This window comes from Kiloniella sp. (assembly GCF_965205715.1).
In the GTDB taxonomy this organism is placed as follows: Bacteria; Pseudomonadota; Alphaproteobacteria; order Kiloniellales; family Kiloniellaceae; genus Kiloniella.
The window spans coordinates 58,488-72,053 of sequence record NZ_CBDBHW010000013.1; the positions used below are offsets into that span (position 1 = coordinate 58,488).

The window sequence follows — 13,566 nt, forward strand, 5'->3', positions numbered from 1 at the left end:
TTCAACCTCTCAGGGTCAAGGGAGGACAGGCATTGATAGTACGCCTCCGCTCCTCCCTGACCTCCCATTTCGCATTCCGACTTCCCCCTCTCGCAACCGAAAGCCCGAGCTGGAAGAAATTTAATGATTAATCAAACAAGCCCTTGGGGTCATATATTGCCTCCCCTTCAAGAAGCGTTACCGCTACATTAGTAGTGCCTATTTGGTTGACGGGAATGTTAAAAATATTGCGGTCCAGAACCACAAAGTCAGCGAGTTTTCCCTTCTCAATCGATCCGGTCTTGTCTTCGTGGTGCAATAGTTTGGCAACGTTGATGGTCATCAGCTCTATGACTGTAGCCACATCATCAAAACTACCGTTTCTCTGCGTTAAAACCGCTTCGATTTTCTTTAATGGAGATAGCTCTTCTGCGTCCCAATCACTGCTTAAAACCAAATCGACACCCGCTTCATATAGCCTACGAGCAGGCATGAGATGATTTGAACGGTTGCCGACAATCTCAGCGAGATAACGTTTGGTATCGGCATTGGTCGAACTTGGCGATAATTGGAAGTCCGTCACCACATCCAGCTCTTGAAACCTCGCGACATCCTTATCAGCAACAAGATAGAGATGGGTAATACGGTGCCGCATATCACTCTGGGAGTTTATATTCTTCGCATGCTGTAAAGCATCAAGCGCCAACCCGACACCGCGATCACCCGTGGCATGAAAGTGAAGTTGGAAACCAGAGGCTTCTAGTTCCGTAACATATTTGAACAGAGTTTCCTCATCGAAATAGAGAAAACCTTTTTTAAATTCACGTGGAAGATCCAAATCTCGCTCATAGGGCTGATAAAGTGCACCAGTCGCTTGAGACAAAATTCCATCAATATAGATCTTCGCCTGGTTAAAGCGTAAGAGGCTATCTTGATCATTCATATAGCGGCTTTGAAACTCTGATATCTGCTCTTCAAAAGGAAGGTCGGGATAAAGATATAGCGCATTGCTGGCCCTAACCGTAAGCTCATTTTCACGTTCGGCCCGGACCCAGGCCTCTTGGTGCCCTCTGGGCCAATACCCCCCGGCATCGCTGACGGTTGTAATGCCATTTTCAGCCAAAACATTCAGCGCACTAAGCAAACTTCTATAGGCAAACTCAATATTTTCTTTTGTTGGCGGGAGAGCTGCATTGCGTAGTTTTTGCTGGGCATTTTCAAAGACAACACCCGTTAAATCCCCACTATAGGGGTCTCGATCAATGATTCCGCCCGGCGGGTCGGCCTTCAAATCCAAATATCCCACCGCCTGCATGGCTTTTGAATTGGCCCAGGCCCCATGACCGAGGTTATCCAAAATCACGGCAGGGCGGTCCGGGATCAGCTGATCTAAAAGGGCCATCGGAGAATCAACCGTTTCCAGCAACTCTGGCATAGAAACACCTGCACCGAGAAACCAAGCTGCATTGCCTTGATCCTTTAGACAGTACCCGATCTCTTCACGGTAAGTATTCGCCGTTCCTTCTGCGGGCAGAAAACAGGCGGTTTCATTAATGCCTGCTTCAAGCGCATGAAGATGAGGATCCTGGAAACCGGGTAACAGCATACGCCCTCCGAGATCCACAATTTTATAGTTATCCTCGGCCAGATTTCTGAGTTTGTCTTCCTGACCGACTGCAGTTATCACCCCTTTATCGACCAGAATTGATTCAGCCCAGGGCATATTGGGATCTACAGTATAAATATTAGCGTTTACAATAAGATAACTATTATCAGATGCATTGCCCAGAGACGGCATGCCAAAAATCATTATCATCACAATAGTACTGATCTTAAACCTCACAGATCTTAGATAGTTATTGAACACTATTTTTTCGTATAGCTTCATGATCTTGCCACCAATGGAATGCGAATTTCGGTTAGGAGTTCATCTTCATTAACGTCCAGTGGATCGTTATGATATAGCTCTATGGCGGGCTGATCCGCGGCTTCGTGACCAGAATCTGGCATCCACCCCCCATAAATCCAGTCATATGCTACGCTCAAATTATCATAAGCACCGGTAAAATGGGCCACTGCGAATTGCCCCTCGGCAATTGATTGTTTTTTCATTTCGCCAACGTCACAAGACATGTCCGGTATCACGACCCCTGCGTCGGCTCTCAAATATTTGCTCTCTGTAATATTGGGGTCATCATGAGAGACCATAACAATTTCGGTTTCTTCGTGTAGTATATTGGCTTTCTCTGCAAGCTCGAACAGCTTATCAAAAACAGGTTCCATATCTTCATAGGCTCCCTGATGTTGAACATAGGCAATGTGCATTTTATCATGCGTTTCAATCTGAACATTTAATTTCACGGGTCTATCCTTATCATCCCACAAGCGATCAAATTGGAAATTCATCGCAGTGGTCCAAAGCCCTCTGGGCGCGGTATCAGGAAGGCAAAAACCACTTTCCTGTCGATAACGGCTGGGAGTAACACCAAATGTTTTTTTAAAAGCACGACTAAAAGATTCGAGGGTTTCAAACCCCGCATCAAATGCAGCCTCCGTTACTGATTGCTGAGAATAGAGCAAATCACTCGCTGCTCGCTCCAACCGCAATCGCTTCACGTGAACCGCAAGACTCTCTCCAACCATACCCCGAAAAATTCGATGAAAATGGTAGGGGGAGAAATTTGAGATGTTTGCCAATTGAGGCAAATCCAAATCTTGGTCAAGGTTCTGTCGAATATATGCCAATACGCGTTGAAGACGACGTTCGTAATCTTTTCTTGTCACGTTTTTAACGGATGTCACTGCTGTCATCGACATATATTTAGGTCACTCCTTTGCGTTAAAAGCACCCTAGATGATCGCATTTATAAAAACCTGACCATTTTTGCTAACTATAACACACCGTATTTTTCCCAATCAGCATTTCGATGAGGAGAAAACCCAAAGGGCAAAGCGAATGTTTTAAATCAACTTTGCCCTCTTCAATTAGGTCAAGGCCCCCATAATTAGGAACTATAAAGCCGCTCGTACTGACTGGTTTTGTTGTCTGGGAAACAGGTCCTTCAGTGCCAAATCAAGGGTTGGATACTGGAATCTGTATCCTAACTCAATCGCTCTTGATGGAGAAACCTTCTGCCCTTCGAGGAAAATTCCAGACATCTCCCCAAGCATTGATTTGAGGATAATTGCCGGGATAGAAAATAATACAGGTCGATGAAGCACCGTACCTAGCTCGGCTATAAAGTCCTGGTGTCTTAAAGCCCCTGGCGCCGTAGCGTTAATCACATCACCTGCATTAGAATTATTCAATGCAAAATCAATCAATCCAAGTACGTCCAGGATGTGTATCCAAGGCATCCACTGCTTACCATTTCCCATTATCGTTCCCAATCCGAAACGAACAGGCGTCGCCAAACTTGGCAAAGCGCCACCACCACTTCCGATTACAATGCCCAGACGTAATATGGATACTCTGACACCATGTTGTGTTGCCCCTTGCGCTTCATCTTCCCACTGCTGGCAAAACTCTGACATAAAGACCTGCTGTCCCTCACTGCTCTCATCCAATAAGCATTCACCACCATCGCCGTAATATCCCACAGCAGACGCGCTGACCAAAACCTTTGGTTTAGTCTCCAACCGCGCAATGAGAGAAATTAGGGAACGGGTCGTATCCATTCTACTGGAGACAATGCGTGTACGCCGGGTTTTGGTCCAAGGGAGGCCTATTACAGGTTCACCAGCCAAGTTAACGATGGCATCAATTTGTCTGTCATTAGGAATTTCATCTAACTTTTCGACCACATCGACATGGAAACCAAAAGCATCTCTTGCTTTCATTATATCTCTGGTGAGAACAATTATGTTTTCTCCACGGGAAAGCAGGTTTCTGACCAAGGCTTTACCTATAAATCCCGTGCCTCCGGTAACCAAAACAGTTTTGGAAACTCTTGTTTCTCCCACAGATATTGGGTCTCTTAAATGCTCTGCTACCTGCAAAGGCCCTAACTTTATAACGGCGTATAAATCTCTCATTCCCCAAAAGAAGACCCCGATACCATAAAGGGTCATCACCCAGGAAAGAATGCCGTAATCGGCGCCCTTAATAACACTTTCATCCAAACTCCACGCCCATAGAATTGGTAAGAACAAAATCAAAACAGCACCGTAGTTCATAGCAAGAACGGTATGTAGTACCCGTTCTAACGGTGGTAACTTCCGGGTCATGTCTTCTTCGATAAAGTCCCACAAGGTAATCCCGACCTCGACCAACAACAATACCATGACAACAATACCAAACAGTCCGTGCCACGTTGCCCAACCCAGCATGATAAAGAGGATGGCATAGATAAATTCTCTCGCGGTATGAAGCATCAACTCCTTTCGTGCACTCGGCTTGGAGGGAAGAGCTTCCGTTATTTCATGATGCCAAAAATTATCAAAAGCCCCCATAAGGCCCTGGACAACAAGCAAGCTAAGCACGAGTAGCATTTTTCATCTCCTCTTCTTTGAAATAACCATCCTGAAATGCAAGTTGACCGAGCAAGGGATGGCAAACCTTTAACATGAATTGGAACCAATTATTGCCAACATCCCGGTGAGTAACATGCAAGGTACCCGGACTGATTAAACGGGGCAGCGCGATACGACGACCAAAGATCTGGAGATAAAAACTTGTAGAGATGAAATGAAGCGCGCCGTCTTCCTCTATGAGTTTTAGCTTCATGCCAAAGTGTTTACCGAAACACTCAAGCAAGCCTTCCTTTTGACTAACCAGTTTTGTCGTACGTGCAATTTGGATTTTTTCCGGCGTAAAGTGGTAGTGGCGCTCCCATACCACTCCACCGTCACGTTCGGGATCGTCAAACGTTATTACATCACAAGGAATTTCACTGCCCCTGGACCAAGCCATCGGTGTACCAATCAAACGGGCCACCTGAGCCATCACCAGCCCAAGGGCTGTCGCTTCAACCTTGTCCATCTTACCTCGGTAGAGATGCGTGCTACCCAACTTAGCGTCACACCCAAAACGCTTGCGAATAGCGGGGCGTAATCTCAGCCAAGCGGCATCACCAAGTAATTCTCGAATATGGAGAGGGTCATCATCCTGATCGTCAAACTTGAAACGAGCGTGAGGACAAGAAGCTAAAAATGGGGCCCGTTTAACAGGAGAGGTTTTTCTATGCTGGTTAACATTTGGCATCTCAATTCCTCTATTTCTGTAATTTCTGTCCAAACAGAAATTAGTAAGCTTAAAATAAGGCGAATCCGACACCCGCCTTTAGATTATTTACCGACGAATTTTGCTACCTTTGCCCCCAGCATCATGATTTTTATCAACGTTTTTGTCGGTAATCGGCTTATTTGCTCATACCAGGTCGTCAAGTTAGTAATAAAATCAAGCATGTCTTGCATACGCTTGAGACTTTCAGCTGGGATGTCACTTTCTTCTGAACCATCAAGCACGCATTTACGCAATGTAGAGAGTGTCGGCGCAATTTCGCGTTGCTTCCGGGCATTGGCAATTGTCAGCAACATTTCCCATAGATCATGGGTTGCTTCGAAATGGTCTCTTCGATCGCCGAGAACATGATGGAGATGAATAAGCTCCCAGCCCTGAAGCTCTTTCAAACTCGTGCTGACATTGGATCTTGCAATGTTCAGAGTTTCGGAAATTTCCTCTGCATGCATTGGCCTAGCCGCTAAATACAACAGGGCATGGATCTGTGATACTGATCGGTTAACTCCCCACCGAGATCCCATTTCGCCCCAATGTAAGACGTATCGTTCCATTGTTGGTGTGAGCTTCATAATTCTTTTCCGTAATTTCTGTCATTACAGAAATAGAAGAAATTAATATCAAAGTCAAGCAAGGTACGAATTTGCTCTAAGCATAAAAAAAGGGCCGGAAGAAAAATCCTCCGACCCCCTACCTCACCCTTTATATTAAAGGGAAAAGCTTTTTAGTAGATTAGTTCCAGCTAGCAACTAGCTCATCATAATCAACAGTTTTACCCTGTGGCTTCTCGTTAGCCAATTTGGCTTTCGGAGAACCAGGCTGGTTCAGCCAGTAGCTGGCTTCTTTCTCTTCGTTCAACTTTGGACCACATGCGCCCTGAACGCCTGCGCGCTCGAGACGACCCAGAACTTTATCCTGAGCTGCTGCGAGTGAATCCATAGCTGCTTGAGGTGTTTTCGCACCAGAGCTGGCATCACCAATGTTCTGCCACCATAGCTGCGCAAGTTTCGGATAATCCGGAACGTTGATACCTGTTGGTGTCCACTGTAGACGTGCTGGTGAACGATAGAATTCGATCAAACCACCAAGTTTAGGTGCACGTTCTGTGAAGGAAGCGTGCTGGATGTCACTTTCACGAACGAAAGTAAGACCAACGTGACTTTTCTTCAGAGAAACAGTTTTAGCAACAGTGAACTGAGCGTAGAGCCAAGCAGCTTTACGACGATCAACCGGTGTGGATTTCATAAGAGTCCATGAACCAGCATCCTGATAACCAAGCTTCTGACCTTCTTCCCAATAAGGACCGTGTGGGGAAGGTGCCATACGCCATTTAGGTGAACCATCTTCGTTCACTACAGGAATGCCATCTTTAACCATGTCGGCTGTAAAGGCAGTGTACCAGAAGATTTGCTGAGCAATTGAACCCTGCGCAGGAACCGGGCCAGCTTCACCGAAGGTCATACCCGGTGCTGATGGAGGAGCATAGGCTTTCAACCAATCAACATATTTGGATACGGAGTAAACAGCAGCTGGGCCGTTTGTCGCGCCACCACGGGAAACAGAAGATCCAACTGGGCTACAGCCTTCCATACGAATACCCCATTCATCTACAGGGATACCGTTAGGAATGTTTTTGTCGCCTGCACCAGCCATGGAGAGCCATGCATCGGTGAAACGCCAGCCGAGTGATGGATCTTTTTTACCGTAATCCATGTGGCCATATACTGGCTTACCGTCGATTTCTTTCACGTCATTTGTGAAGAAGTCAGCGATATCTTCATAAGCAGACCAGTTAACCGGAACACCTAGATCGTAGCCATATTTAGCTTTAAATTTCGCTTTGATATCTGGATCAGAGAACCAGTCATAGCGGAACCAGTATAGGTTTGCGAACTGTTGATCAGGAAGCTGATAAAGCTTTCCGTCTGGGCCAGTTGTAAACGATGTACCAATGAAATCGCCAATGTCGAGATCAGGGTTACTTACATCAGAACCTTCACCCGCGATCCAGTCAGTAAGAGGAACAACCTGCTGGTAACGATAGTGCGTACCGATCAGATCAGAATCGTTGATGTAAGCATCATAGATGTTTTTACCGGACTGCATTTGTGTCTGCAGCTTTTCAACAACATCACCCTCACCGATCAGGTCATGATTAACCTTGATACCTGTGATTTCGTAGAACGCTTTAGCAAGAGTTTTTGATTCGTACTCATGCGTTGTAATGGTTTCGGAAACCACATTGATTTCCATGCCTTTGAAAGGCTCAGCGGCTTTTGCAAACCACTCCATTTCGTTCATTTGCTCAGCTTTAGACAGTGTCGAAGGCTGAAACTCGTTGTCGACCCAGTTTTTTGCAGCAGCTGAATCCGCTTGAGCTGCTCCTGCTGAGAGGACTAAAGCAACGGCTGTAAGCGCGCCACCAATATAACGGTACTTCATTATTATATCTCCCTGTTTATTTAATCAGTATACGAGAAGGATCTTCTCGCTACCCCACACATTGCCCTCTATGCCTCACACCCATCGAAAAACGATGAATGCATAGGCAGCACTTACGACGAGGGCCCACCAGAGCTGGATATCTAAAAAGAAAAGCCAGCCGAGGTGAATAAAAGCGCTACCAAGCAAAGTAATGAACAGTCGATCCCCGCGTGTGGTTGGAATATGAAGTATCCCAACCCGTTCTCTTTCCGGAAATTTGACTGCCAATACTGTCATCACAACAAGCGTTGTTGCGATAATGAGAAAGAAGATTGCCGTCGGCCAAGTCCAGGCCATCCAGTTCAATTCCATGATACGGACTCCTTATACCCGGCCTAGGGCAAAGCCCTTGGCGATGTAGTTACGAACAAAATAGATCACTAAAATTCCTGGAATGATGGTCAGGATACCCGCAGCAGCAAGTACTCCCCAATCAAGGCCTGATGCTGAAACCGTACGGGTCATCGTCGCAGAAATAGACTTTGCATCGACAGACGTCAGAGTTCTTGCAAGCAAAAGTTCAACCCACGAGAACATGAAGCAGAAGAACGCTGCGACCCCAATTCCAGAAGAAATCATCGGTGTGAAAATCCGCGTGAAGAAACGTGGGAATGAATAACCATCAATATAGGCTGTTTCATCAATTTCACGCGGCACGCCGGACATAAATCCTTCGAGGATCCACACCGCCAATGGAATGTTAAACAGACAGTGTGCCAATGCCACAGCTATGTGAGTATCAAAGAGACCCACGGATGAATAAAGCTGGAAGAACGGCAGAGCAAAGACTGCGGGTGGTGCCATACGGTTGGTAAGCAGCCAGAAAAACAGATGCTTGTCGCCCGTAAAGTTATAGCGGGAGAAAGCATAGGCTGCGGGGAGTGCCACCAAGAGAGTGATAATGGTGTTTAACACCACATAGATGGTGGAGTTTATATACCCGTTATACCAACTCGGATCCGTAAAGATGACAATGTAATTGGCAAATGTCAGATCCTGTGGCCACAAACTGAACGTACTCAGAATTTCTTCGTTTGTCTTCAACGACATGTTTAACAGCCAATAAATCGGCAATAACAAGAAGACAATGTAAAGAACGGTGACGAGAGCTTTGGTTTTCATAGCTTAGTTCTCCGCTCTGTCGAGATAGCTCATAACTGTAAAGAAAACCCAGCTGAAGAGCAGAATGATAAGGAAGTAGATCAGGGACATTGCTGCAGCAGGACCAAGATCAAACTGACCAATCGCCATCTGTACCAAATCAATCGAAAGGAACGTGGTGTCATTACCTGGACCACCGCCGGTTACGACAAACGGCTCGGTGTAGATCATGAAGCTGTCCATAAATCTCAGTAGAACTGCGATAAGAAGGACCCGGTTCATTTTCGGTAACTGAATATAGCGGAATGTTGCCCATTTGCTGGCGCCGTCAATTCTTGCGGCCTGATAATAAGCATCAGGAATTGACTGAAGACCGGCATAACAAAGCAAAACAACAAGCGACGTCCAGTGCCACACATCCATGACGACAAGGGTTACCCAAGCATCAATAGTATTTTGAGTGTAGTTGTAATCAATGCCAAGACCGTCGAGAACCGCACCAAGCAAGCCGATATCAATACGGCCAAAGATTTGCCAGATTGTACCGACCACATTCCATGGAATGAGGAGCGGTAAAGCCATGAGGATCAAACAGAAGGGTACCCAAAAGCCTTTGCGCGGCATTGCCAGCGCAATACCAATGCCAAGTGGTATCTCTATTGAAAGAATGATAAAAGAAAACAGGAACTGCCGTCCCATGGCGCCATGGAAACGATCAGAACGCAGTATTTCTCTAAACCACTCCAGACCTGCCCAAAAGAACTCATTGTTGCCAAAGGTATCTTGAAAGGCGTAGTTCACGACTGTCATCAAAGGGATAACAGCTGAGAATGCAACAATCAAAACCACGGGCAATACAAGCCACCAGGCGCGGTTGTCAGACCATTTATTCATGATCAGGCCTCCTCTACCAAATGGCTGTTGGCATACAAATTCACATGCGTCGGATCTACGATAAGCCGGGCCCCGTCTGCAGGGACTTCCTGGTCTTCATCGACCATGACTTTAAACTCGTGATCTTCCAATCGAACACTTGCCACTCTGAAACGGCCAAGATCTTCCACCTTTTGGATCGACACCGCAGGTCCATTACCATCGCGTGAAAGCGACAGGAATTCAGGACGAATACCAACTTCCAAAGAAGCATCTTCTGGCACCTTAGAGAAACCTTGCGCCATAGAGAAAGCGTGTCCAGCAACCATGGCTTTATCGCCATCGATATGACAAGGCACCACGTTCATACCCGGAGAACCGATAAAGTAACCCACAAATGTGTGTTTAGGGCGTTCAAACAATTCTTCAGGTGTCCCCATCTGGACCACCGCGCCGTCATACATAACCACGACTTTATCAGCAAAGGTCAGAGCCTCTGTCTGATCGTGCGTTACATACACCATGGTATAGTTAAAGCGCTTGTGAAGATGTTTAAGCTGAGAGCGCAATTGCCATTTAAGGTGCGGATCGATCACCGTCAAAGGCTCATCAAAAAGGATCGCCGACACATCAGCTCTCACCAGGCCACGACCTAGGGATATTTTTTGTTTTGCATCTGCGGTAAGACCACTGGCTTTATGCTTGAGGCTATCGCCGAGTTCAAGTAGCTCAGCGATTTCTCGAACACGTCCGTCAACTTCGCTTGCACCTACACCACGATTACGGAGCGGGAAGGCCAAATTGTCGTACACTGACATCGTGTCATAGACGACAGGAAACTGGAAAACCTGTGCAATATTACGGTCTTCAGTCGCTTTATTGGTGACAGCATTACCGTCAAACAGGATTTCGCCGTGTGTCGGTGTCAACAACCCTGAGATAATATTTAGTAGCGTGGTTTTACCACAGCCAGAAGGGCCGAGGAGCGCATAGGCACCACCGTCTTCCCACACATGATTTAACTCTTTAAGAGCAAAATCCTGAGCTTCTTGAACCTGAGGCATATAAGAATGCGCGAGGCCATTTAATTCAATTTTCGCCATTAGCCTTGCTCCCCACCTGATGACCAAGGGCCAGCCAGGAGCTTGCCTGAGGTATCAAAAACGAAGCACTTGGATGGCTCCAGATATACGTCGATATTACTATCGATATCAACTTCCCGAACACCATGGGTCAGGCTTACCCAACGATGATCAGCAAAATCAACGTGGACAAAACTTTCAGATCCTGTGATTTCTGTAACCGCAACACGCGTATTCAAAGGAATCATATTGTCACTATGCTTGCGCAGGTGTAGGTGATTGGGGCGGAAGCCCAATGTGTAGTCACCGTCTGATACCTTAGAGAGAACATCTGTTGCCGGCGCAGAGAATTTTTCTCCGTGACTGACAACACCTCCCCGAATTGATACGGGCAGCGTGTTCATCGGTGGATCAGAGAACACATCGGCGGTTAAAAGGTCGCCAGGATTACGATAGATGTCCAACGTAGATCCAAACTGGGTCACACGCCCTTCGTGCAAAGTGGCCGTATTTCCACCCAGAAGCAGGGCTTCAGTCGGTTCCGTTGTTGCATAAACAAACACCGCACCTGATTCTGCAAAGACGCGCGGAAGCTCTTCGCGTAATTCTTCACGTAGTTTGTAGTCCAGATTGGCCAAGGGCTCATCAAGAAGAACAAGATCAGCGCCTTTCACCAAAGCACGCGCCAAGGCCGTACGCTGCTGCTGACCACCGGATAGCTCCAGAGGTGTTCGATCAAGCATTGGTTCAAGCTTCATCATGGCAGCAGCTTCGCGAACTTTCCGATCTATTTCATCAGCAGGCGCACGCGCAATCCGCAAAGGAGAAGCAATGTTCTCATACACTGTCAAAGCCGGATAGTTGATAAACTGTTGATAGACCATAGCAACTTTACGATCCTGAACCCGGACCCCTGTTACATCCTGACCATCAAACAAGACACGGCCTTTGGTTGGCTTATCCAAGCCTGCCATCAATCGCATCAAACTGGTTTTGCCTGCGAGTGTCGGTCCTAAAAGAGTATTGAGCGTACCGCGCTCTAGGCTAAGATTAGCCTCAGCGATATGTACCTCGTCTCCGACCGTCCTCCAGACATTTTCAAGAGTTAACGTCATTCAAACCCCACACGAATTCAACTTTTGTTGATTCTGCTTATTAATTTTTATCTAACTGGCTTGTGCCAGTAATTTTGTTTCCGACGCCATCCATTCTGATAGCGCTTCCTTATCTGCTGCCTTAATTCGCAACCCTAATTTACTCCGTCTCCAAAGCACATCTTCCGCTTTCTGCGCCCATTCATGGATCATCAGATAACGCACTTCTATTTCATAGAGATCGGCTCCGAAATTCCGACCTAGATCTTTGGATGACTTAGAATTGCCAAGAAGAAGAGAGAAACGCGTACCATAACTGCGAATCAATCTTTCTGCATGGTTTTTCTCTATAAACGGGTATTCTTCTAGTAGTTTTGAAACTTGATCCGCGGCCTTGTCACAAGGGAAATCTCCCCCTGGGAGCGTAGCCCCTTCTGTCCAAGTTTCGCCCATCTCTGGGAAATATTTTGATAGCTTTTCCAACGCAGATTCTGCAAGCCGTCTGTAGGTCGTGATTTTTCCGCCGAAAATATTCAACGCAGGTGCGCCATCGAGTTCATCAACCTTAAGCACATAGTCGCGGGTCGCTTCTTGAGCTTGACTTGCGCCATCATCATAAAGCGGGCGAACACCTGAATAGGTATGAACAACCTGGTTGGAAGAGATCGAAGTCTTGAAATAGCTATTGGAAAGACGACAAAGATATTCGATTTCATCTTGAGAAATCGCTACATCTGCGGGATCTCCCTGGAAATCTTCATCCGTGGTACCGATGAGGGTAAAGTCTTTTTCATAAGGAATAGCAAAAACAATACGCTTGTCATCATTTTGAAAGATATAACAACGATCATGATCAAACAGTTTAGGCACCACAATATGGCTGCCTTTAACCATCCGTATGGAATGATGCGAGGAACTTTCCATTTCTTCGTTTAAAAATTTCGAAACCCACGGGCCGGAAGCATTAATCAGAACCTTGCCGTGGATTTCCTGTTTTTCGCCACTATCCCTGTTTTCACAGGTGAGGTTCCACATACCATCCTTAACCGTTGCGTCGACACAACGGGTACGGCAATGAATGTCTGCACCATTATCTCTGGCATCGATTGCGTTGAGAGCAACGAGACGCGCATCATCAACCCAGCAATCTGAATATTCAAACCCCTTTGTGAAACCCTCTTTTAAAGGATCTCCCGCAGCATCTTTTAATAAATTGAGGCCACTGCTTGCGGGTAGTTTTTTACGCCCGCCCAAATTGTCATAAAGGAAAAGGCCAATACGTATCAACCAACCGGGGCGTTGTGATTTGTTATGCGGAAGAACAAAACGTAGAGGCCATATAATGTGGGGCGCCATTGCCCAAAGGGTTTCGCGCTCAATCAGGGCTTCGCGTACTAACCGAAACTCATAATGTTCAAGATAGCGTAACCCACCATGGATCAACTTTGTACTGGCAGAACTAGTAGCACTTGCTAGATCGTTCTGCTCTACAACGCATACTGATAGTCCACGTCCGACAGCATCTCTTGCAATGCCGCATCCATTAACGCCACCACCAACGATGACAAGGTCATAAGTTTGACCGCCCACGATACCTCCTCGACGCAATGCTCATTTATGTAGCTGGCATTGCAATTTTCGAATCTTTCGAAACTGGTTTCCTTTTAGTTTCGGTTTGAACGCTATTCGAAGATTTGGAGGTTCGCAAGCGAAA

General features: G+C 46.4%; 12 protein-coding genes. All 12 read right to left on the minus strand.

Annotated elements, in window-relative coordinates; genetic code table 11:
- Positions 1-127 precede the first annotated feature (127 nt).
- Complete coding sequence (locus tag ACOGW3_RS11430) at positions 128-1,777, minus strand: amidohydrolase (protein ID WP_419903090.1); 1,650 nt, start codon at positions 1,775-1,777, stop codon at positions 128-130.
- A gap of 86 nt (positions 1,778-1,863) precedes the next feature.
- Positions 1,864-2,796, minus strand: coding sequence for an AraC family transcriptional regulator (locus ACOGW3_RS11435; protein WP_419903091.1), 933 nt, complete (start codon positions 2,794-2,796; stop codon positions 1,864-1,866).
- A 195-nt stretch (positions 2,797-2,991) separates the two neighbouring features.
- Positions 2,992-4,470: a TIGR01777 family oxidoreductase gene (locus tag ACOGW3_RS11440; RefSeq protein WP_419903092.1), complete on the minus strand. Its 1,479-nt coding sequence runs from the start codon at positions 4,468-4,470 to the stop codon at positions 2,992-2,994.
- Positions 4,454-5,182, minus strand: a complete 729-nt coding sequence (locus ACOGW3_RS11445) for a DUF4166 domain-containing protein (RefSeq protein ID WP_419903093.1) — start codon at positions 5,180-5,182, stop codon at positions 4,454-4,456. The genes ACOGW3_RS11440 and ACOGW3_RS11445 overlap by 17 nt, the downstream gene beginning before the upstream one ends.
- Positions 5,183-5,265: 83 nt before the next feature.
- On the minus strand, positions 5,266-5,790 hold the full coding sequence (locus ACOGW3_RS11450) for a GbsR/MarR family transcriptional regulator (RefSeq protein WP_419903094.1): 525 nt from the start codon (positions 5,788-5,790) through the stop codon (positions 5,266-5,268).
- Between the two features lie 160 nt (positions 5,791-5,950).
- Entirely contained in the window at positions 5,951-7,660 is a 1,710-nt protein-coding gene (locus ACOGW3_RS11455; protein ID WP_419903095.1) for an ABC transporter substrate-binding protein, read from the minus strand.
- Between the two features lie 75 nt (positions 7,661-7,735).
- Positions 7,736-8,014 (minus strand): DUF2160 domain-containing protein, encoded by a 279-nt coding sequence (locus ACOGW3_RS11460; protein ID WP_419903096.1) that lies wholly within the window; start codon positions 8,012-8,014, stop codon positions 7,736-7,738.
- A gap of 12 nt (positions 8,015-8,026) precedes the next feature.
- Positions 8,027-8,824 carry a carbohydrate ABC transporter permease gene (locus tag ACOGW3_RS11465; protein ID WP_419903097.1) on the minus strand — a complete coding sequence of 266 codons (798 nt, stop codon included), beginning with the start codon at positions 8,822-8,824 and terminating at the stop codon, positions 8,027-8,029.
- A 3-nt stretch (positions 8,825-8,827) separates the two neighbouring features.
- Positions 8,828-9,697 carry a carbohydrate ABC transporter permease gene (locus tag ACOGW3_RS11470; RefSeq protein WP_419903098.1) on the minus strand — a complete coding sequence of 290 codons (870 nt, stop codon included), beginning with the start codon at positions 9,695-9,697 and terminating at the stop codon, positions 8,828-8,830.
- Between the two features lie 2 nt (positions 9,698-9,699).
- The gene (locus ACOGW3_RS11475) at positions 9,700-10,779 is read right to left on the minus strand and encodes an ABC transporter ATP-binding protein (RefSeq protein ID WP_419903099.1); all 1,080 of its coding nucleotides are present in this window, start codon (positions 10,777-10,779) and stop codon (positions 9,700-9,702) included.
- Positions 10,779-11,873 (minus strand): ABC transporter ATP-binding protein, encoded by a 1,095-nt coding sequence (locus ACOGW3_RS11480; RefSeq protein WP_419903100.1) that lies wholly within the window; start codon positions 11,871-11,873, stop codon positions 10,779-10,781. The genes ACOGW3_RS11475 and ACOGW3_RS11480 overlap by 1 nt, the downstream gene beginning before the upstream one ends.
- Before the next feature lie 51 nt (positions 11,874-11,924).
- Positions 11,925-13,442, minus strand: coding sequence for a glycerol-3-phosphate dehydrogenase (glpD, locus tag ACOGW3_RS11485; RefSeq protein ID WP_419903101.1), 1,518 nt, complete (start codon positions 13,440-13,442; stop codon positions 11,925-11,927).
- Positions 13,443-13,566 lie beyond the last annotated feature (124 nt).

Coding starts and splice junctions, on each gene's coding strand:
- ACOGW3_RS11455 (WP_419903095.1), bottom strand. CDS start 7,660: ATGAAGTACCGTTATATTGGTGGCGCGCTTACAGCCGTTGCTTTAGTC.
- ACOGW3_RS11450 (WP_419903094.1), bottom strand. CDS start 5,790: ATGAAGCTCACACCAACAATGGAACGATACGTCTTACATTGGGGCGAA.
- ACOGW3_RS11435 (WP_419903091.1), bottom strand. CDS start 2,796: ATGTCGATGACAGCAGTGACATCCGTTAAAAACGTGACAAGAAAAGAT.
- ACOGW3_RS11430 (WP_419903090.1), bottom strand. CDS start 1,777: ATGCCGTCTCTGGGCAATGCATCTGATAATAGTTATCTTATTGTAAAC.
- ACOGW3_RS11470 (WP_419903098.1), bottom strand. CDS start 9,697: ATGAATAAATGGTCTGACAACCGCGCCTGGTGGCTTGTATTGCCCGTG.
- ACOGW3_RS11445 (WP_419903093.1), bottom strand. CDS start 5,182: ATGCCAAATGTTAACCAGCATAGAAAAACCTCTCCTGTTAAACGGGCC.
- ACOGW3_RS11440 (WP_419903092.1), bottom strand. CDS start 4,470: ATGCTACTCGTGCTTAGCTTGCTTGTTGTCCAGGGCCTTATGGGGGCT.
- ACOGW3_RS11480 (WP_419903100.1), bottom strand. CDS start 11,873: ATGACGTTAACTCTTGAAAATGTCTGGAGGACGGTCGGAGACGAGGTA.
- ACOGW3_RS11475 (WP_419903099.1), bottom strand. CDS start 10,779: ATGGCGAAAATTGAATTAAATGGCCTCGCGCATTCTTATATGCCTCAG.
- ACOGW3_RS11465 (WP_419903097.1), bottom strand. CDS start 8,824: ATGAAAACCAAAGCTCTCGTCACCGTTCTTTACATTGTCTTCTTGTTA.
- ACOGW3_RS11460 (WP_419903096.1), bottom strand. CDS start 8,014: ATGGAATTGAACTGGATGGCCTGGACTTGGCCGACGGCAATCTTCTTT.